This is a genomic window from Streptomyces sp. GbtcB6 (genome assembly GCF_019091475.1).
GTDB lineage: Bacteria > Actinomycetota > Actinomycetes > Streptomycetales > Streptomycetaceae > Streptomyces > Streptomyces hyaluromycini.
On sequence record NZ_JAGXJL010000003.1, the window covers coordinates 405,260 to 424,104 of the forward strand.

The 18,845-nt window shown below is 70.8% G+C and carries 18 protein-coding genes and 1 pseudogene; 9 read left to right on the forward strand and 10 right to left on the reverse strand.

From position 1 onward, the window contains the following. Positions 1–100: 100 nt before the first annotated feature. The 3 genes and pseudogenes from KVT45_RS07280 (at position 101) to KVT45_RS07290 (ending at position 4,305) form a co-directional block, all read left to right on the forward strand. A pseudogene (locus KVT45_RS07280) lies at positions 101–1,575 on the forward strand (sodium:solute symporter). A gap of 67 nt (positions 1,576–1,642) precedes the next feature. Further along, positions 1,643–2,611: an agmatinase gene (gene speB, locus KVT45_RS07285; RefSeq protein WP_217545654.1), complete on the forward strand. Its 969-nt coding sequence runs from the start codon at positions 1,643–1,645 to the stop codon at positions 2,609–2,611. Continuing rightward, positions 2,608–4,305, forward strand: a complete 1,698-nt coding sequence (locus tag KVT45_RS07290) for a thiamine pyrophosphate-binding protein (protein ID WP_217545655.1) — start codon at positions 2,608–2,610, stop codon at positions 4,303–4,305. Before speB ends, KVT45_RS07290 begins: the two co-directional genes overlap by 4 nt. Positions 4,306–4,312: 7 nt before the next feature. On the opposite strand, the gene KVT45_RS07295 is transcribed toward KVT45_RS07290, so the two are convergent. Beyond that, a complete protein-coding gene (locus KVT45_RS07295) occupies positions 4,313–5,296 on the reverse strand; it encodes a helix-turn-helix transcriptional regulator (protein ID WP_217545656.1) in 984 nt (327 codons plus the stop codon). Between the two features lie 243 nt (positions 5,297–5,539). Between KVT45_RS07295 and KVT45_RS07300 the strand changes: the two genes are divergently transcribed. Beyond that, positions 5,540–5,995: a hypothetical protein gene (locus KVT45_RS07300; RefSeq protein ID WP_217545657.1), complete on the forward strand. Its 456-nt coding sequence runs from the start codon at positions 5,540–5,542 to the stop codon at positions 5,993–5,995. Positions 5,996–6,059: 64 nt separating this feature from the next. Continuing rightward, positions 6,060–6,929: a hypothetical protein gene (locus tag KVT45_RS07305; protein ID WP_217545658.1), complete on the forward strand. Its 870-nt coding sequence runs from the start codon at positions 6,060–6,062 to the stop codon at positions 6,927–6,929. A 45-nt stretch (positions 6,930–6,974) separates the two neighbouring features. Here the strand turns inward: KVT45_RS07305 and KVT45_RS07310 are convergent, their stop codons facing one another. The 5 genes from KVT45_RS07310 to KVT45_RS07330 all read right to left on the reverse strand — a co-directional run bounded on the left by KVT45_RS07310 (position 6,975) and on the right by KVT45_RS07330 (position 12,889). Further along, positions 6,975–7,331 (reverse strand): peptidase inhibitor family I36 protein, encoded by a 357-nt coding sequence (locus KVT45_RS07310; protein ID WP_089105218.1) that lies wholly within the window; start codon positions 7,329–7,331, stop codon positions 6,975–6,977. Between the two features lie 137 nt (positions 7,332–7,468). After that, on the reverse strand, positions 7,469–8,275 hold the full coding sequence (locus KVT45_RS07315; protein ID WP_217545659.1) for an endonuclease I family protein: 807 nt from the start codon (positions 8,273–8,275) through the stop codon (positions 7,469–7,471). A 134-nt stretch (positions 8,276–8,409) separates the two neighbouring features. After that, positions 8,410–10,734, reverse strand: a complete 2,325-nt coding sequence (locus KVT45_RS07320) for a glycosyltransferase family 39 protein (RefSeq protein ID WP_217545660.1) — start codon at positions 10,732–10,734, stop codon at positions 8,410–8,412. A 124-nt stretch (positions 10,735–10,858) separates the two neighbouring features. Next, positions 10,859–11,914 carry an esterase-like activity of phytase family protein gene (locus KVT45_RS07325; protein ID WP_217545661.1) on the reverse strand — a complete coding sequence of 352 codons (1,056 nt, stop codon included), beginning with the start codon at positions 11,912–11,914 and terminating at the stop codon, positions 10,859–10,861. A 129-nt stretch (positions 11,915–12,043) separates the two neighbouring features. Further along, positions 12,044–12,889, reverse strand: coding sequence for a serine hydrolase (locus KVT45_RS07330; RefSeq protein WP_217545662.1), 846 nt, complete (start codon positions 12,887–12,889; stop codon positions 12,044–12,046). Positions 12,890–12,993: 104 nt separating this feature from the next. Here KVT45_RS07330 and KVT45_RS56155 point away from each other — a divergent pair, with 104 nt between their 5' ends. After that, positions 12,994–13,482, forward strand: a complete 489-nt coding sequence (locus KVT45_RS56155) for a hypothetical protein (protein ID WP_254646397.1) — start codon at positions 12,994–12,996, stop codon at positions 13,480–13,482. On the opposite strand, the gene KVT45_RS07340 is transcribed toward KVT45_RS56155, so the two are convergent. Both KVT45_RS07340 and KVT45_RS07345 read right to left on the reverse strand, forming a co-directional pair. Continuing rightward, on the reverse strand, positions 13,479–14,051 hold the full coding sequence (locus tag KVT45_RS07340) for a S1 RNA-binding domain-containing protein (RefSeq protein ID WP_217545663.1): 573 nt from the start codon (positions 14,049–14,051) through the stop codon (positions 13,479–13,481). The two genes, KVT45_RS56155 and KVT45_RS07340, sit on opposite strands and share 4 nt — an antisense overlap. Before the next feature lie 30 nt (positions 14,052–14,081). Continuing rightward, the gene (locus KVT45_RS07345; protein WP_217545664.1) at positions 14,082–14,348 is read right to left on the reverse strand and encodes a hypothetical protein; all 267 of its coding nucleotides are present in this window, start codon (positions 14,346–14,348) and stop codon (positions 14,082–14,084) included. Between the two features lie 105 nt (positions 14,349–14,453). Between KVT45_RS07345 and KVT45_RS07350 the strand changes: the two genes are divergently transcribed. Then, a complete protein-coding gene (locus tag KVT45_RS07350; protein ID WP_217545665.1) occupies positions 14,454–15,248 on the forward strand; it encodes a helix-turn-helix transcriptional regulator in 795 nt (264 codons plus the stop codon). Beyond that, positions 15,241–15,453, forward strand: a complete 213-nt coding sequence (locus KVT45_RS07355) for a DUF397 domain-containing protein (RefSeq protein ID WP_217545667.1) — start codon at positions 15,241–15,243, stop codon at positions 15,451–15,453. Before KVT45_RS07350 ends, KVT45_RS07355 begins: the two co-directional genes overlap by 8 nt. On the opposite strand, the gene KVT45_RS07360 is transcribed toward KVT45_RS07355, so the two are convergent. Beyond that, positions 15,450–17,174 (reverse strand): MOSC and FAD-binding oxidoreductase domain-containing protein, encoded by a 1,725-nt coding sequence (locus tag KVT45_RS07360; RefSeq protein WP_217545668.1) that lies wholly within the window; start codon positions 17,172–17,174, stop codon positions 15,450–15,452. The genes KVT45_RS07355 and KVT45_RS07360 overlap by 4 nt on opposite strands. 125 nt (positions 17,175–17,299) lie before the next feature. Continuing rightward, on the reverse strand, positions 17,300–18,289 hold the full coding sequence (locus tag KVT45_RS07365) for a YafY family protein (RefSeq protein ID WP_217545669.1): 990 nt from the start codon (positions 18,287–18,289) through the stop codon (positions 17,300–17,302). A gap of 116 nt (positions 18,290–18,405) precedes the next feature. Here KVT45_RS07365 and KVT45_RS07370 point away from each other — a divergent pair, with 116 nt between their 5' ends. Next, entirely contained in the window at positions 18,406–18,789 is a 384-nt protein-coding gene (locus KVT45_RS07370) for a VOC family protein (protein ID WP_217545671.1), read from the forward strand. The last annotated feature ends 56 nt before the right edge of the window (positions 18,790–18,845 follow it).

Below are 18,845 nucleotides of genomic sequence, written 5' to 3' on the forward strand. Positions count from 1 at the left end.
CGGCTCGAATGGATGAAACGTACACTTCGCAGCCGCTTTCCGGCCACCTAGTGTCGGTGACCGTCACCCGCCGGCGAGACCCCCAGTGAAGGAGGGCCCTGTGGCCGTCGACTACGCAGTGATCGTGATCTATCTGGCAGGCATGCTGGCCATGGGCTGGTGGGGCATGCGCCGCGCCAGGTCGAAGAACGACTTCCTGGTGGCCGGGCGCCGGCTCGGGCCCGTCATGTACTCCGGCACCATGGCCGCGATCGTCCTCGGCGGCGCGTCCACCATCGGCGGGGTCGGGCTGGGGTACCAGTACGGGCTGTCCGGTGCCTGGATGGTCTTCACCATCGGCCTGGGCCTGCTGGCCCTCTCCGTCTTCTTCTCGGCCCGGATCGCCCGCCTCAAGGTGTACACCGTCTCCGAGATGCTCGATCTGAGGTACGGCGGCCGGGCCGGGGTCATCTCCGGCGTGGTCATGTGGGCGTACACCCTCATGCTCGCCGTCACCTCGACCATCGCGTACGCCACGATCTTCGACGTCCTCTTCGACATGAACCGGACCGTCGCGATCATCCTCGGCGGCTCGATCGTCGTCGCGTACTCGACGCTCGGCGGCATGTGGTCGATCACGCTGACGGACATGGTCCAGTTCGTGGTGAAGACCATCGGGGTGCTGCTGCTCCTGCTCCCTGTCGCCGTGGTGAAGGCGGGCGGCTTCGGCGAGATGAGGGCGAAGCTGCCGACGTCGTACTTCGACCCGCTGGGCATCGGCGGCGAGACGATCTTCACGTATGTACTGATCTACACCTTCGGCATGCTCATCGGGCAGGACCAGCCATACCTCCCCATACGCGGGTCTTCACGGCGCGCGGCGACCGGACGGCGAAGTGGGGCGGCACGGTGGCCGGCACGTACTGCCTGGTCTACGCCCTTGCGGGTGCGGTGATCGGTACGGCGGCCAAGGTGCTGTACCCGAAGCTGGGCAGCCCGGACGACGCCTTCGCGACCATCGTCAAGGACGAACTCCCGGTCGGTGTGCGGGGGCTGGTGCTGGCGGCCGCGCTGGCCGCGGTGATGTCGACGTCCTCCGGCGCGCTGATCGCCTGCGCGACCGTCGCCAACAACGACATCTGGTCGAGGCTGCGGGGGCGGGCCGGGTCCGGTGCACGGGACCACGACGAGGTGCGGGGCAACCGGGTCTTCATCCTGGTCATGGGGATCGGGGTGATCGGCACGGCCATCGTCCTCAACGACGTCGTCGAGGCGCTGACCGTGGCGTACAACCTGCTCGTCGGCGGCCTCCTCGTGCCGATCCTCGGCGGGCTGCTGTGGAAGCGCGGCACGGTCCAGGGCGCCCTCGCCGCCGTGACCGTCGGCGGCCTCGCGGTGATCGGCCTGATGGCGGGCTACGGCATCCTCGCCAACGAGCCGGTCTACTACGGCCTCCTCTCCTCTCTCGTCGCCTATGCCACCGTCTCCCTGGCGACGAAGCCGACCGACGCGACCGTGCTGGCGAACTGGCGCGAGCGGCTCGCGGGCCGGGGCACCTCCGAACTCGTGTCCGAACCGGTCCCGGCCCACCAGTAGAGTCGTAGCCAGAAGCAGTGCATAGCGGTACGTACGCGATGAAGCGTAGGAAAGAAGGCAGCACCCCATGAGCGGCAACGAGACGCCCCGCGGCCCCGTCGACTCCTCCCGCATCCCGCGGTACGCCGGTCCCGCGACCTTCGCCCGGCTGCCCCGCCTCGACGAGGTCGGCCGCGCCGACGTCGCGGTGGTGGGCGTGCCGTTCGACTCGGGCGTCTCGTACCGGCCGGGCGCCCGCTTCGGCGGCAACGCCATCCGCGAGGCGTCCCGGCTGCTGCGCCCCTACAACCCGGCGCAGGACGCGTCCCCCTTCGCCCTCGCCCAGGTCGCGGACGGCGGCGACATCGCGGTGAACCCGTTCAACATCAACGAGGCCGTCGAGACGATCGAGGCCGCGGCGGACGAGCTGCTCGGCACCGGTGCCCGCCTGATGACCCTGGGCGGCGACCACACCATCGCCCTGCCGCTGCTGCGCTCGGTCGCGAAGAAGCACGGCCCGGTCGCGCTCCTCCACTTCGACGCCCACCTCGACACCTGGGACACCTACTTCGGCGCCGAGTACACGCACGGCACCCCGTTCCGGCGGGCGGTGGAGGAGGGGATCCTGGACACCTCCGCCCTCTCGCACGTGGGCACCCGCGGGCCGCTGTACGGCAAGCAGGACCTGACCGACGACGAGAAGATGGGCTTCGGCATCGTGACCTCGGCGGACATCTACCGCCGCGGCGCCGACGAGGTGGCCGACCAACTGCGTCAGCGCATCGGCGACCGGCCCCTCTACATATCGATCGACATCGACTGCCTGGACCCCGCGCACGCCCCGGGCACCGGCACGCCCGAGGCCGGTGGTATGACGTCCAGGGAACTGCTGGAGATCCTGCGCGGTCTCTCCGCATGCAACCTCGTCTCGGCGGACGTCGTCGAGGTGGCCCCCGCGTACGACCACGCCGAGATCACCTCGGTGGCGGCCTCGCACACGGCGTACGAACTGACCACGATCATGACCCGACAGATTGCCGAGGCTCGTTCGAAGTGACCCACGACCACGACCTGGTGCTCCGCCCGACTCAGGCGCAGACGGCCGCAGCCCTGAACCCGCCCGCCGGCCGCAACGGCGGGGACCTGGTCGTGGAGACCCTGGCCGGGCTCGGCGCGACCACCGTCTTCGGGCTGCCCGGCCAGCACGCCCTCGGCATGTTCGACGCCCTGCGCCGCTCCTCGCTGCGCTATGTCGGCCTGCGGGTGGAGAACAACGCGGGCTTCGCGGCGGACGCCTACGGCAGGATCACCGGCGAGGCGGCCCCGCTGCTCCTCTCCACCGGCCCCGGCGCGCTGACCTCGCTGGCCGCGCTGCACGAGGCGGCCTCCGCCTCCGCCCCCGTCCTGGCCATCAGCAGCCAGATCCCGACCGCCGGCCTCGGCGGCGGCCGCCACGGCTATCTGCACGAACTCCCGGACCAGGCGGCCTCCTTCCGGGGCGTGGTGAAGTCGGTCCACACCGTCCGCACCCAGTCGCAGATCCCGTCCGCGCTCGCCGCTGCCTGGAAGTCGGCGCTGACCGCCCCGCACGGCCCGGTGTGGGTGGAGATCCCGCAGGACGTACTCCTCGCGGAGACCGCGCTGCCCGTGGTGACGGCGGTGGACGCGACCCCGGACGAACTCGCCCCGCGCCCCGAACTGACCGCGGTGGCGGCCGATCTGCTCTCGCGCGCCGCCCGCCCGGCGGTCATCGCGGGCGGCGGGGTGGTACGGGCGGACGCCTCCGGCAAGCTGCGGCAGCTGGCCGAGAAGCTGAACGCCCCGGTCGTCACCACCTTCGGCGGCAAGGGCGCGTTCCCCTGGCACCACCCCCTCTCCCTCCAGTCCTGGCTGGAGGACCGCCACACCACGGACTTCCTGGAGGACGCGGACGTCCTGCTGGTGGTCGGCTCGGGCCTCGGCGAACTCTCCTCGAACTACCACACGTTCAAGCCGCGCGGCCGGGTCGTCCAGATCGAGGCCGACCTCGGCAAACTGGAGTCCAACCACCCCGCCCTCGGCATCCACGCGGACGCCCGCCTCGCGCTCCAGGCGCTCCTGGAGACGGTGACCCCGCGCGAGGACGACCGGGCGGCCGACCGGGCGGCCGACCGAGTCCGGGCCGTGCTCGACCAGGTCGCCGGCCGCATCGCCGCCCAGGAACTCACCCTGGAACAGGAGGTGCTGGCGTCGGTCCGGCGCGCCCTGCCCGCCGGCTCCCCGTCCTTCTGGGACATGACGATCCTGGCGTACTGGGCCTGGTCGGCGTTCGACGCCCACGCCCCGAACCTGATGCACTCCGCCCAGGGCGCGGGCGGCCTCGGCTACGGCTTCCCGGCGGCGCTGGGCGCGGCGGCCGCCGACCCGACCCGCCCGGTGCTCGCGGTGTCGGGCGACGGCGGCGCCCTCTACTCCGTCGCCGAACTGGCGACGGCACGGCAGCACGACCTCCCGGTCACCTGGCTGATCGTCGACGACGGCGGCTACGGCATCCTGCGCGAGTACATGACCGGCGCCTTCGGCGAGGCCACGGCGACGGAACTGGCCCGCCCCGACTACGTGGCGCTCGCCGAGTCCTTCGGGGTCCCGGCCGTACGGACGTCCCCAGACACCCTGGAGACCGACCTGGCGAAGGCCCTCGCCGCGCCGGGCCCCTCGGTGGTCGTGCTCCCGGCCCTGCTGCGGATGTTCGCGCCGACGCACCTGGGCTGACCGCGGCTCAGGGAACCGGGGCCGCCGGCCGCTTCGTGCCCTGCAGCAGGGCCGCCCCGAGCGGGGTGAGCGTGTGCAGGACGCTGGTGCCGTACCGGAGGCTGCTGATGAGCCCCGCGTCCCGCAGGGCCGCGATGTGCTGGCTCACCGTGGGCGCCGACACCCCGGCCAGCCGGGCCAGTTCGCCGGTGGTCGCGCCCGGCGCGATGCCGCGCAGCACCCGGGCCCGGGTCCGGCCCAGCAGCGCGCCGAGCGGCCGGTCGACGGCGGGCGGCCGCGCCTCGCGCAGCAGGGGATAGACCAGCACGGGTGGCAGCGTCGAGTCGGCCAGCGCGATCGGACAGCCCCAGCAGAAGTACGACGGCACCAGGGTCAGTCCCCGCCCGTCCAGCCTGAGGTCGCGGTCCACCGGATAGCGCACATGGAGCACCGGCGCCTCCCAACGCAGGTGCGGTCCCAGCCCGTCGAGCAGCCCGTCCGTCCCGTCGGCCAGGAGCGTCCGCCCCCGGACCGACCGGTCCGCCTCCACCCTGGCCAGCACGCGCTCCCGGAAGGGCGCCACAGCGACGTCGTAGTACCGCCGCATGGCCTCCGCCAGGTCCTGACGTGACTCGCGCTCCAGGAGCCGCGGTGCCCAAGGCGGTGCCCCGACCGCTGAGAAGCGCACGATCTCGCGGCGTACCCGGTCGACGGGGGTGTCCACCATCGCCGCGAGCCCGGCCGTGAGGCCCTGGGTGCTCTCCGCCGGGGTCAGGAAGTCCGGGAAGTACGCGGTTCTCGGGAAGAGCGGCAGCAGGACGTGCCGCAAGGCCCCCTCAAGTCCCCGGTCCGCCAGTCGCGCGCGGGTCGTTCGGTACCACTCCGCGTGCGCGCTGCGCCCCTGCTGGGTCTGGAACCGGTGCAGGCTCAGGGTGATCTCCCAGAGCGGATCAGGCTCGGACGCCAGCCGGGTGCGGGCCAGATCGGCCTCGGTGAAATGGATGCGCAGCATGACGGCCCCCCCGTCCGGCCCCCGTTGTGGCCGCGCGAGTCATCATGGCCGCCGCCGGACACGGCTGACAACACCCGTCACAGATGTTATTCGGACATGTGCTCGTGCGTACATGGATCACATGATGTGCCGGATTTATGTCGCTGACCTGGGCTTTTCGGCCGTGGCCGCAAAGCATGGGAAATCGGGCGGACCGCTGCCAGTGTGGTGCGGGTCAGCCCGAGACCGACAGGAAGGAATGTCATGTCTATGACACTAAGGCCCAGGTGGGCCCGGTCACGCAGGGCGTTGGCGGCGACCGCCGGCCTGGCCGCCGCGCTCACCGTCGGCGGAGTCGTCACGGCCTCCCCGGCATCGGCCGGCACCCACTGTTCCTCTGGCTACCACTGCGTGTTCTGGTCCACCTTCAGCAGCGCCAGGCACTCGTACTTCAACAGCGACAGCAACTTCACGAACGACACCTTCAACAGCACGACGTACGGCACCGCCGGCTCCGGTGCGACCGTCAACGACAACGTCGGGTACGCCAGCAACTCAAGCACCGGCAGCTACTACTCCCGGTACTACCTGGACATCAACTACGGCGGCGGCATGGTCTTCTGCGTCGCGCCCGGCGGGGACGCGGATGCCATCGTCGGGGGGTCGGCCAGCTCTCTCTCGCTGACGACCTCGAACCCGGGCGGCTGCTGGGACGACTGACCCGCGCCCTGTGGTGGATCCGGCGGGGTGCCGCCGGATCCGCCCTGCTGGGAGGAGGAAGACCTTGGTAACGCGCAAGTTCGCCGCACTGGCGACCGCCGTGGTCGTCGTCGCCTGTGCCGCCTGGGTGTACGTCGACCGGTCGGGTCCGTCCGCGACCGGCACCCCGCAGCCGGGGCCGGACGTCGGCCGCCTGAGTGCCCGCCTGCCCTTCTATCCGCTCCGGCACGCGCCCAGCGATCGGCGGTGGCGGATCGACCAGGCGGTCCGGAGACTGACCATCACCTGCATGGCCGCCCGCGGCTACCGGTACACGCCGGCCGCCGTCCCCCGGCCGACCGCGGCCACCGTCGACCACCCGCTGCCGTTCGGCCTGGAGTCGCTCGCCACCGCCACCGCCGCCCCCGAACCGGGCGCGTCGGAACAGCCGAAGAGCAAGGCGTTCCTCGTCGCGCTCTACGGTCCCGCCGACCGGCGTATCTCCGCCCGGGGCAAGCTCATCAAGGTGTCCGTGCCGGCCACGGGCTGCCAGGCCGAGGCCAAGAAGCGGCTGCTGGGCTCCCAGCGCCGGCGGTGGCTCCAGGTGACCATCCAACTCGGCGAGGGCGAGCAGCAGGCCCGCAAGAACCTGGACAAGGACCCGGCCTTCCGTGCGGCCGACGCCCGTTGGGCGCGCTGCATGCTGGCCGCCGGAGTCGAGACGGACGACCCGGTCCGCCTGCTCAACAGCCTCCCCCGCGACACCGACTTCGCCACCAGCCCGGTCGCCAAGGCCGACATCCGCTGCAAGTCCGACACCGACTACCTGCGTACGGCCTACACCAGACTGGCCGTCGTCCAGCGCGCCTGGCTCGACGCGCACCCCGCGGTTCTCGCGACCTGGCGGTCCCTGATGCAACGTCAGGACAGGGTCGCGAGAGAGGTCCTCGGGTGACAGGGGAGATGCTGCCGAGGCGCCCGTCCCGGTAGGGCGGCGGACTCAGCAGCCGCCCGCCCCCACCCCGTCGATGCGGCCGCCGAAGTCGCCGAGGTACTGGGAGCGCCAGTCGCCGTTGAAGACGTCGCGCTTCTCGGTCGGGGACCAGTTGACGAGGCAGGCGCGGGTGGAGGCGACGAAGGAGCCGACGTGGTCGTGGAGGTTCGGCGGCATGTCGCGGTAGCCGCTGCGGGCCGTCCACTCCCAGTAGTCGCCGCCGAAGCCCTCGCCGCTCCAGAAGCACACCGAGCCGTCGGGACAGGAGGGGGCGGCGGCCGCGTGTGCGGAGGCGCTCTGCGCGGGCGCCACCAGGGCGGTCAGGGCGAGGGCGGCGGCGAGGGACCAGGAACGAAGCTTCACGGGACTCTCCGGAACGGGAGTTGGGGACGCCCCGGCGGAACTGCCGGGGCGCCCCCATGCTGCTGGGCGGTCACTCGGACACGCCCGAGCCCAAGATCGACTTCACCTGTGTGAGGTAAGTAGTACGACCGGCCCGCTCACCAGATCGCGTCCACCCACTCCGGGTGGTCGATGAACGGGTTCCGGTTGTGCTGGTAGGTGTCGTAGATGACCTGGTTGCGGTTCTCCTCGAAGGAGTCCGGCGGGTCCTCGTCGTTCCACTGCTTGAGGATCGAGAGCTTGCCGATGTACGGGTTGGAGCCGTTGCCGACCTTGTCGTCGGGCTCCAGGTTCGCGAACCCGTCGTCGCCCTCGTAGCGGACGGCCATGTAGAGGATCATGCGGGCCACGTCGCCCTTGACGGCGTCACGGGGCTCGAAGGAGTCCGAGTCGACCTTGCTGCCGCCGCTGTTGGTGAAGGTGGAGCCGCCCTCGTCGAAGTCGAGGTTGCCGCGCTTGCCGTTGACCGCCACGTCCTCGGGACGGATGTGGTGCAGGTCCGTGCCGGGGCCGGTGGACGTGGTGAGGTCGCCGTGCGAGATGGCCCACACGTGCTCACGGTTCCAGTCGCCGCTGTCACCGCCGTTGAGGGTCTTGCTGCGCGAGATGCCCGAGTACAGCAGGATCACGTTGCTGCTGTTGTTCGGGTCCTGGTCGGTCTTCTTCAGGGCGTCCCAGAGGGCCGAGTACGACAGCTTGGTGACGTTGGCGCTGATGATCGTGTGCAGGGACGACTTGAGGCTCGTACCCGTCTTGCCGATCGCGTTCTTGTAGTACGTCGAGTCGTACGCGGTCGTGGTGGCGGCGGCCGGAGTCGCCGTCAGCGCGGGGGCGGTGAGGCCCACCAGGACGGCTGCGGTCGTCAGGGCCACCGACTTCCAGCGCCGGATGTGTGTCGCCAGCATAAAGAGCTTCCCATCTACGCGGGTTGACGAGGCGGCAAGAAGGAGAGTGACATGAACATGAGGACGCGCAGGTAAACGGGACGTAAAAAGAGGCCCCCGACCGTGTGGTCGGGGGCCTCGGTGCTGCCGGTGCGTCAGCTGACGTCCGACGGGTCCAGCCGGTAGATCGTGGAGGTGGTGCTCTGCGAGGAGGAGGACGAGGAAGAGGACGAGGAGCTGGAGCTCGAACCGGAGCTGCTCGTCGTGCTCTTGCTGTACGCGCTCTCCTTCACCGCCGTGCCGTTCTTCTCCACCCAGGCGGTCACCTGGGAGCTGAGGGTGTTGTTGCCGCCCATGCCCATGCCGCTGCTGCCGACCTGGATGTAGTGCAGCTTGCCCGCCTTCACCAGTTCCTTCAGCTTGGCGACGGTCATCGCGTTGTCGGACCCGGTGAAGCCCCACATGGAGATGACGGGCTCGTTCGAGCTCAGCTCGATCTGCGACGAGGACTGCGAGTTGGAGACGGCCAGCAGCCAGGTGGCGCCGTCCATGTGCTTCTTCAGGTAGGCGATCAGATCGCTGCTCACGCTGCCGCCCATGCCGCCACCGCCGCCGAAGCCGCCGCCTGCCGCACGACCGGTGCCGGTGCCGGTGCTGCCGGTTCCGGTTCCGCCGGGAGCCTCGCCGCCGCCGAAGCCGCCGCTCGGCAGTTCACCGGTGCCGCCGCCGGGCGTCACCTGACCGCTGCCGCCGCCGGGGGCCTGGCCGTTCGTGCCGCCGGTCGGGGCCTCGCCGTTCATACCGCCGGGGAAACCGCCGCCCGCCTCGCCGCCGGCCTGGCTGTTCTGGCCACCGCCCTGCTGGGTGCCGCCCGGCAGCTCGCCGCCGCCCGGGAAGTCGCCCCGGTTGCCGCCGCCACCGCCGCCGGGTCCGCCGCCGAAGCCGCTGCCCGTCGAGGGGCCCGCGGTCGGGTTCGTGCCGCCGCGCATACCGCCGCCGCTGCTGCTGCCGAACGGCAGGGTCGCCGCGTACGCCGTCGGACCCGCGAGCGCCGCGATCACGGCCGCCGCCAGGGAGGCCGCCAGCAGGCGGGCCTTGTTGCCGGAGCGGGAGAAGATCATGCCCACGATGCCGGCCACGGTCAGCACGCCGATCGCCGGCCACAGCCAGGTGTTCCAGCCGGAGGCGCGGCGCAGCAGCACGATCGCCCAGATGCCGGTGACACCGAAGGCGGCCGGGAGGACCCAGATCCACCGCTTGTCGGTGCGGAACGCCTCCAGCAGCATCGCGCCACCGCCGCCGCACAGCACCGCGATGCCGGGGGCGAGCGCGGTCGTGTAGTAGGGGTGCATGGTGCCCTGGGCGGTCGCGAAGATCACGTAGTGCAGGAGGGTCCAGCCGCCCCACAGGACCAGCGCCATCCGCTTCAGGTCGGTGCGCGGGGCGCGGCCGCACAGCACCAGGCCGCCGATCAGGGCGATCGCGGAGAAGGGGAGCAGCCAGGAGATCTGGCCGCCGAGGATGGAGTTGAACATGCGGCCGAGGCCCGCGGAGCCGGAGAAGCCGCCGCCTCCGCCACCGCCGCCCGCGCCGTTGCCCTCGCCGCCGAAGACGCGGCCGAGACCGTCGTAGCCCATGATCAGGTTCCAGGCGGAGCCGTCCGTGGAACCGCCGATGTACGGCCGGTCGGAGGCCGGGACCAGGGAGACGGCGACCGCCCACCAGAAGCTGGAGACGGCCAGGACGACCGCTGCAAGGGCCAGGTTGACGGCGCGCTTCGCCCAGGTGGCCTTCGACGCGTAGAGGTAGAGCGCGAAGACGGCCGGGAGCGCGATCCAGCCCGCGAGCAGCTTGGTGTTGAAGGCGAGACCGAAGCAGGCCGCCGAGCCGAGCAGCGGCAGCAGCTTCTCGTCACGGGTGGCGCGGAACGCCAGCGCCGCACCCGACACCATGAGGAAGACGAGGATGGTGTCGGGGTTGTTGTCGCGGTTGATGGCGACGGTGATCGGGGTCAGCGCCAGCACCAGCGCGGCGACGGTCGCCGCACCGTGCCCCCACACCCGCTTCACGGTGGAGTGCAGGATCCAGATCGTGGCGAGCGCGACCACGACCTCGGGCGCCATCATCTGCCAGGTGCCGAAGCCGAAGATGCGGCAGGACAGGCCCATGACCATGAGCGCGAACGGCGGTTTGTCGACGGTCAGGAAGTTGCCGGGGTCCAGCGAACCGAAGAACCAGGCCTTCCAGCTCTTCGTACCGGCCCAGATCGCGCCGCTGTAGAAGGTGTTCATGTCGGAACCGGAGAGGTTCCAGGAGTAGAGCACCGCCGCCAGGACCAGGATCGCGATCAACGCGGGGAGCGACCAGCGTGGCGCCTTGTCCGGCTGGGGAGCCGCGGGGGCGGGCGTGGGGGACGCCGTGGGCGGGCCCCAGTCGGGGGACACGGGCGTGTGGGGGACGGGATCGGTGGCAGATGTCACCATCCCACCATGCAGACGGCCGATGGGCGCGGGCTGTGCCGATCCTGGGTGCAGGCTGTGGGTGGATGAGATGTCGGTAAGAGGGCGGCCGGTGCGGCCGCCCTCCTACCCGGGTGCCGCTGTGTCAGTGCGCGCGGACCGACAGCCGGTAGAACCGCGTCGTCTGTACGGCGTTCTGGTTGTCGTCGCTGACCAGGAGGACCTTGTACGCGCCCTTCGCGCGGCCGGTGACGACCATGCCCTCGATGTTGTCGAGGAGCGGGTTGGGCTGCGGCTGCTTCGCCGTGGCGCCCAGCGTCGGGCAGCTCGCTATGTCCGTCAGCAGGGTCTTCTTGATCAGCCGGACGCCGGCCTGCCCGGTGAGGTTCTCGATGCCGCTGGTGTCCGTGGCGTGCCGCGGGTCGGCCAGGTAGAGGCGGACGGTGTTGCCGACGCCGGAGGTGAAGCCGCGCTCCAGGACGAGGAGACGGCCGTCGGGCAGCGCCTGCACCTCGGGGACGCCGAGGATCGGGCCGTCGGTGCGGTAGGCGTACTGGGCCGACAGCTTGAAGTGGTCGCCCTTGGTGCGCTGCCAGGTCTGGAAGCGGACGATCCCGGCGGTGTCCCCGGAGATGGCGTACTCCATCGACGCCAGCAGGGTGCGGCCGCCGTTGAGGAGGGTCAGGCCCTCGAAGGTCTGGTTGGAGGTGGCCCGCCCGGCCGGGGACACGAGCAGGGACGACGGCACGGGGAGGCGGTCCAGGATCTTGCCGTCCACCGAGTAGCGGCGGATGGACGGCTCGGTCTCGGAGGTGATCAGGCGGGTGCCGTCCCGGTCCACGACCAGGCCCTCGGAGTCGAGCGCGGCGCCGTTCTCGTCGGCGAGCCCGACGACCGACTTCGGCGCGAGTGTCTTCGCGTCCAGGTCGAAGAGGTAGGACCGGTCGGCGAGGGCGGCCAGGGATCCGTCCTTGTCCACGGCGAGCGCGGAGAGGTTGCCGACGAAGTAGCCGCCGAAGGTCGTCTTGTCGAGGGCGTCGGAGAAGCCGTCGAGGGAGACCGAGGGCGAACACGCGTGGGCGGCGGCGGTGTCGGCCGCGCCGGTGCCGGGTGCGACGGCGTTGGCGGACCCGGCGGCGGACAGACAGGTGGCCGCCGCCAGGCCGGCGGTGACGGTGGCGAGTACGGTTCTCAGGCGCATGGCGGTCACCGTAGGGGGGATCGGTGACGGGGTGGAGACCGCCCCGTGAAGGAAAGGGTCGATTTCCGGCCGCCGCGGCGCTGCGACAGGTCCGGAACACGAGAGCCGCCGCCCCCTCCGCCCTCCGCCTCAGGAGGCCGCGAGGTCCTTGTGGACGACCTTCGCGACGGCCTGGATGGTGTTGATGCCGTAGCTCATGGTGCTGTTGTCCTGGGTCAGGACGGTCATCTGGTAGTCGTGGCCGCCGCCTGTGAACGTGCCGAGGCTGTGTACCCGCCAGCCGTGCGTGGCGCGCTGCAGCCAGCCGTTCTTGACGTGCACCGAGACACCGGACGGGGCGCCGTACGGAGTGCCCCACCGCTGGGACGAGATGACCTGCCCCATCAGCTTCAGGATGTAGGCGCGCGAACTGTCGCTGAGCACGGTGTTCTTGGCGGTGACCAGCGCGAGCAGCCGCTGCTCGTCGTGCACGTCGATCTGGGTCAGGCCCCAGTAGCCGTTGGCACCCGGGGTGGTCTGCGTCATCCCGGCGGCGCTCAGGAAGCCCTTGATCTTCGTCAGGCCGAGCTGCTTCCACAGCTTGGAGGTCGCGTCGTTGTCCGACTGCGTGATCATGGCCTTGGCGAGCGACTGCTCGGTGGCCGTCAGATACCGGTTGTGCTTCTTCGCGTCCCACAGCAGCGTGGCGAGGACGGTCACCTTGACCGTGCTGGCCGAGTCGTAGTGCGTGGTGGAGCGGAGGGTGCAGGTCGTCTTCGTCGAACGGTCGTACAGCCCGACGGCGATCGTCCCCTTGCGGTTCGCGATGGCCGTGGTGATGTCGTTCTTCAGCTTCGTGGCGAGGGCCGCCTTGGCCGACGTGCAGCTGACGGTGGGCGTGGCGGCCGAGGCGGGCGCGGCCCCGGCCACGCCGGCTATGAGAAACCCGGTGCCGAGTGCGGTGGCGACCAGCCCTCTCCTTCGTCTGTGAGTCATACCCACGTTGACACACGGGTTCGCGCGAATGGTTGTACGAGCGTTCAGGGCTTTAACCAAACGTCACCTGCGCCGGCCATCGCCGCCGGGTGATGATGGCGCCCATGAGAAACCCGAGTGTTGCGGCAAGGACGGCAGCCGCGGCCATGGTCGTGCTGTTCGCCGCCGCCGGCTGCAGCAGCGGAGGCCCTGGCCATGCCGCACCCGCCCGCGGGACCTCGTCGCCGCCCGCTTCCGCGACGACGCGGCCGGCCTCGGTCACCAGGACCTCGGACTCCGTCACCAAGGCGCCTGCCTTCCCCGACGGCGAGGTCGTCGCCCAGGCGGCGAACGTCACCGGGGGCCGGGAGATGGAGATCAAGGGCGGCGTCGGGAGCGGCACCCTGTCCGTCCAGGTGCTCTGCGAGGGCAAGGGCGAGCTGACCGTCGCCGTCGAACCGCTCGGCGCGAACTTCCCGTTCGCCTGCACCGCCGGCGAGGTCAACAGCATCGACAACGAGTTCAACATGAAGCGCCCCCACACGCCGGGCACGGTACGGGTGACCGCGTCGGCGGGCGTACGGTGGGCGATCACCGTCGGGCGCCAGAGCTAGTTCTGCAACTGATCTTTGCGTTCTGATGTAGCGAGCAGCACCCTGCGCCGAGACCGCTCGATCTCCGTGACGACGACGGATATCTCGTCGCCGGTCCGGAATTCCTCAGGCGAACCGGCCGCAGGCCTGCCCTGGATCTCCTTGAAGGGCACCAGCCCCACGATGCCGTCCCCGACGGTGACGAAGGCGCCGAAGAACAGCACCTTGTCGACCGTTCCGAGCAGGGTCTCGCCGACCACCGTGCGGTCGGCGAACACCTGGAAGGGGTCGGGTTGCAGTGCGCACAAGGACAGTCTGGCCTCGGCGTTGTGGGTGTCGAACTGAAGGAACTCGCATGTGACGCGTTGCCCGACCGTGACGACGTCGGTGACAGCGTCGATGTGCCGCCAGGACAGTTCGGGGATCGTGATGAATCCGACGCCGGGAAACACGGGATGGGCGGGCCCGTCGTCCAGGGCCACGAAAACCCCGAACCGCTCGATCGCCGCGACGGTTCCCGACATGATCTCGCCTCGGTGCAGTGATTCCAGGAACGCCCAGAGCTCCGGGCTCTCAACCTGCCAGTCCATGCCCGCCACCCTGACACACACCGCCGGGGGCTACCCGCGTCGGCTCTCGGCGATCCGCAGTACGTCGGTCAGCGCCTCGCGCATCCGGGCCACCAGGAAACGGAGTTCGGCCCTCGTGGCCTGCCGCTCCTCAAGCATGGCGGCCGAGTGGTCGAGGAGTCCGGCGGCCATCCCCAGCTGCACGGACTCGACGGCGTCGGCGGCCCGGGAGAGATAGCCGTCTCCGTCGGTGACAAGGAAACAGGGCTTGCCCTCGGGACCCGCCCACGGGAGCAGACGGGTGACGCGGTGGCCCACGGGGCGACTCCATTCTGTAGCGATCTGCTCACAGAGTGGGGCGGGCGCGGCTAGCCTGACCAGGGGGCGGAGTGTGACCAGGCGTTTGTCACAAGGGAGTTGGCCATGGCGAACACTTACGGTGACTGGCTCAGGCAGCAGCGGGAGACGGCCGGGCTGACACAGCAGGAGCTTGCCGACATCGCGGTGATGACGCGTTCGCACATCGCGCACATCGAAGCGGGGCGGCGGATCCCCTCGAAGGAGGACGCGCGACGGCTGGACAAGGCTCTGAACACGGGGGATGTGCTGAGCAGTTTCCTGCCGGAGCAGGACGCGACGGTACCCGACTACTTCGGGGCGGTGCGCGAACTCGAACAACAGGCGGTGATGATCCGGGAGTTCGCTCTGGCGTACTTCCCGGGCATCCTTCAGACGAAAAGGTACGCGCGTGCGGTTCTGGGCGCGGCGTTCCCTCCGGTGAGTGATGAGGAGTGTGACAGGCGCGTTGTCACACGCTTGGAGCGCGCGAAGATCCTTGAGGATCCGGTGACTCCCGTAGTGTGGGCGGTGCTGGATGAGACAGTTCTACGGCGTCCCGTCGCCGCCGGGGACATCATGGCGGAGGCGATCATGCACATCGTCGCCCTCGCGGAGACCGGACGCATTCGCGCACACGTGTTGCCATTCGGCGCTGGTCACCATCCACTGATGCAGAACATGCTCACTCTGATGTGGTTCGAAGACCAGCCGCCGGTGGCATACAGCGAGGGAGATCGGATGGGAAGGTTGCACGACTCCCCGTCCACGGTCCGTGAATTGCAGACTCGCTTCGATCTCGCGCTCAGCGACGCACTGCCACTCAAGGAGTCGCTCGCCCTCCTCAGGTCCACTGCGAAGGACTACGAACACCGTGACTGACCGAACGATCTCGAACGCCGCCATATTCACCGGGTGGCGCAAGTCGTCGTACAGCAACGCCGACGGCGGCAGCTGCCTCGAAGTCCTCGACGCCCACCTCTCCGGCGTCCCCGTCCGGGACTCCAAGCACCCCCACGGCCCCGCCGTGATCTTCGCGCCCGACGCCTGGCTTCCGTTCGTCACGGCGGTCAAGGCGACCCCCTAGAGATCGAGGACCACCTCGGTGGCCGGTGTGGTGCAGCAGACCAGGACCGTGCCGGGCTCGGGGAGTTCGAGGGGCGGGGTGGTGTAGGTGATGTCGCCTGTCACCAGTGGGGTGACGCAGGTGTGGCAGACGCCGGTGCGGCAGGACCAGCGGGTGGGGATGGCGCAGGCTTCGGCGAGTTCGAGGAGCGAGGCGCGGGCGGGTGACCACGGGGTGGTGATGCCGCTGCGGGTGAAGGTGACGAGCGGACCGGTGCCCGGCGGGCCGGGTGGCTGGTGCGGGCGTACCGGGGCGGTGGGGGTGACGCCGGGGTTGACGGCGGCGAGCGTGCCGAACCGCTCCGTGCGGATCCGCTCGGGGCGCAGGCCGAGCTCGCGCAGGTGGCCGCTGAGGTCGTCCATGAAGGCGGTCGGTCCGCAGAGGTAGGCGTCGGCGTCCGCGGGGATGCCCAGGGCGGTGAGCGAGGCGGCGGTCGGGCGGCCAAGGGTGATGTGGTTCTCGTCGAGGTGGGGGGTCGCGGCGGTGTAGTAGACGTGCTCGCGGGCGTGGGGGAGCCACGCCAGGAGGGCGTGGGCCTCGTCCGCGAAGGCGTGGTGGGCGCGGTCGCGGGCGGTGTGGATCCACCAGACGGGGCGTGGGTCCCGTACGGCTGCCAGCCGGTGGAGCATGGCGAGCACGGGAGTGACGCCGATGCCCGCCGAGAGGAGGACGACGGGACCGGTGCCCTCTTCGAGTACGAACGTTCCGCGCGGCCCGGCGACGTCCATGAGGTCCCCGGCGCGGAGCCGGGCGTGGATGTAGCCGCTGACCTTCCCGTGGGGCTCGTGCTTGACGCTGATGCGGTAGGTGCCGGCCGCGGGCGCGCAGGACAGGGAGTAGCTGCGTACGGCGCGGGCGGTGCCGTCGACGGCGAGGCGGAGGGAGAGGTACTGGCCGGGGCGGGCCTCGGGCAGGGGCGTGCCGTCGGTGGTGCCGAGGTGGACCGAGGAGACGTCGGCGGTCTCGGGGACGATGCGGGCGACACGCAGGGGCCTGAAACCCGGCGGTCCCGGCTCGGGACTGCCGGGCTGACCGGACTGCCCGGCGGCGGCGAGGTCACGGAAGGACTGCTGCCAACCGGGGCTGAGGGCGGGGATGCGCAGGGCGGTGCGCAGCTTCGCGGGGTCTCGGTCGGGCAGGTAGAGCAGTGCGTCGGTGTCGGCGACGCTGAGTTCTCCCGGGCCCCGGCGGGTGAGGGTGATGCCGTCACCGGCCTGGACCCGTCCCTCGGTGATCACCCGCAGGTAGAAGCCCGGACGGTGGTGGGCGACCAGGAGCGAGGCCATGGCGGGTTCGCCCAGGCGCATGCCGACGCGGTAGCAGGTGACGCGGGGCTGGGTCACCTCGAACTCGGCTTCGCCGATGCGGTACCGGTCGCCGATGCACACCTCGTCGTCGGGCAGGCCGTCGACGGTGAAGTTCTCCCCGAACATCCCGAAGGCCAGGTCGTCGCGACCGAGCCGCTTCCGCCAGTACCGGTAGGACTCCAGCTGGTAGACGAGGACGGCCCGGATCTCGCCGCCGTGCCCGGCCAGGTCGCCCTGGCCGTCCCCCTCGACGTTCAGCCGCCGCACCATACGGCGGCCGCGCACGGGAGACTTCCACGCCCCGGTACGGACGGTCCTGCCCTGCCAGGAGACGTCCTGGGGCATCCCCACGTTGACGGACAGCAACCTGGCCATGCGGACCTCCGGTGACGGCCGGTGCCGCCACGTTCCTCTGCCACGCATCCTGGTGGCTTCGCGGGGAATCCGCGAACGGAGGCACGGGAGCGGGTGGGCCGGTCCCGGATACCGGTTCCGCGCTGTCAGACCTGGCGGGCGCGGGACGCGAGGCGGTCGGCGAATGCGGCGACGAGGGCGCGTAGTTCGGCGGGGCGCTCGATGACGAACGGCCGGTCGAGTGCGGCGAGCAGCGGAGGCAGCCAGTCGAGCCGCTCCGCCCGCAGCCCGACGCGCAGCCAGCGCTCGGCCGCCCGGTCCCGGTCGGCCCCGGGCTCGTGCTCCTCCACGGTCGCGACGCCGGCGGGCAGGCGGGCGCGGACCTGCTCGACCGTCCCGTGGATCCGCAGGGTCACCTCGTGCCGGTACTCGGCCGTGGCGAACCCCGACAACACGCGCTCGGCCGGACCGGGACCCACGGGCGCCTCGAAGGAGCCGGGCAGGGTCCTCGCGTCCGCGATGCGATCGAGCCGGAAGGTCCGGTCCTCGCCGGTCCGGGCGTCCGTGCCGGTGACGTACCAGCGGCCCGAGTGGGCGACGATCCCGTACGCGTGCAGGGTGCGTTCGCTGCGCCGTCCGTCGCGGTCGGTGTAGCGGATCGAGACCGGCCGGCGGTGGCGCACCGCATCGGCGACGGTGAGCAGGACGCCCGCGTCCGGGGTGTCGAACCCGCCGGGCCGGTCCGTGAAGGCGAGGGCCTCCAGGAGGGTGTCGAGCCGACGGGCGAGGTGCTTGGGCAGCACCCGCCGGATCTTCGCCGACGCCGTCTCGCCCGCCGTGTGCTCCGTCGTCGTCAGCCCGGTCCGGCGGCCGGCGACCAGGCCGAGCAGCACGGCCAGCGCCTCGTCGTCGCTGAGCATGAGCGGAGGCAGCCGGTACCCGGGGGCGAGCCGGTAGCCGCCGTAGCGGCCGCGCACCGATTCCACGGGCACGTCCAGGTCGATCAGCTGGTCCACGTACCGCCGCACGGTGCGCCCTTCGACGCCGAGCCGGTCGGCGAGTTCGGCCATGGTCCGGGTGCCGCCCGACTGGAGCAGTTCCAGGAGGGTCAGCACGCGGCCGGTGGGTCGGGACATGGGCACAACCTAACGTTGAAAACCGTGAATACCGGACCGATTCTGTCCACTATCTCTCCTAGCCTGCGCAGTGCACACCTTCGGCGCAGCACCTACGGAACGGCCAGGGAGATCCCATGGACTTCGTCTCGATCCGCATCATCACCGGCGACGTGGCGCGCCTCGTCGAGTTCTACGAGCGGGCCACGGGGGTGCGGGCGGCCTGGGCCACCGAGGACTTCGCCGAACTCAGGACTGCGGGCGCGACCCTCGCGATCGCCGGCACCCGCACCGTCCCGCTGTTCGCCCCGGGCTCCGCCCGCCCGGCGGACAACCACAGCGTGATCACCGAGTTCCTCGTCGACGACGTGGACCGCGTCTACCAGAACCTGACCGGCTTCGTCACCGACTTCGTCACCGAGCCCACCACGATGCCCTGGGGCAACCGCTCCCTGCTGTTCCGCGACCCCGACGGCAACCTCGTCAACTTCTTCACACGGCCCGCCGGGAAACGCCCCTGAATTGTTGCGGAGGGATGAAATCCGCTTCCTTTCGTGTTGTGGCCATGAGGAAGAAC

Excerpts from the sequence above, each read along its gene's own strand:
- KVT45_RS07370 (WP_217545671.1), top strand. The coding sequence starts at position 18,406 with ATGGACTTCGTCTCGATCCGCATCATCACCGGCGACGTGGCGCGCCTC.
- KVT45_RS07360 (WP_217545668.1), bottom strand. The coding sequence starts at position 17,174 with ATGGCCAGGTTGCTGTCCGTCAACGTGGGGATGCCCCAGGACGTCTCC.
- KVT45_RS07365 (WP_217545669.1), bottom strand. The coding sequence starts at position 18,289 with ATGTCCCGACCCACCGGCCGCGTGCTGACCCTCCTGGAACTGCTCCAG.
- KVT45_RS07295 (WP_217545656.1), bottom strand. The coding sequence starts at position 5,296 with ATGCTGCGCATCCATTTCACCGAGGCCGATCTGGCCCGCACCCGGCTG.
- KVT45_RS07325 (WP_217545661.1), bottom strand. The coding sequence starts at position 11,914 with ATGCGCCTGAGAACCGTACTCGCCACCGTCACCGCCGGCCTGGCGGCG.
- KVT45_RS07330 (WP_217545662.1), bottom strand. The coding sequence starts at position 12,889 with ATGACTCACAGACGAAGGAGAGGGCTGGTCGCCACCGCACTCGGCACC.
- KVT45_RS56155 (WP_254646397.1), top strand. The coding sequence starts at position 12,994 with ATGAGAAACCCGAGTGTTGCGGCAAGGACGGCAGCCGCGGCCATGGTC.
- speB (WP_217545654.1), top strand. The coding sequence starts at position 1,643 with ATGAGCGGCAACGAGACGCCCCGCGGCCCCGTCGACTCCTCCCGCATC.
- KVT45_RS07340 (WP_217545663.1), bottom strand. The coding sequence starts at position 14,051 with ATGGACTGGCAGGTTGAGAGCCCGGAGCTCTGGGCGTTCCTGGAATCA.
- KVT45_RS07300 (WP_217545657.1), top strand. The coding sequence starts at position 5,540 with ATGTCTATGACACTAAGGCCCAGGTGGGCCCGGTCACGCAGGGCGTTG.
- KVT45_RS07315 (WP_217545659.1), bottom strand. The coding sequence starts at position 8,275 with ATGCTGGCGACACACATCCGGCGCTGGAAGTCGGTGGCCCTGACGACC.
- KVT45_RS07350 (WP_217545665.1), top strand. The coding sequence starts at position 14,454 with ATGGCGAACACTTACGGTGACTGGCTCAGGCAGCAGCGGGAGACGGCC.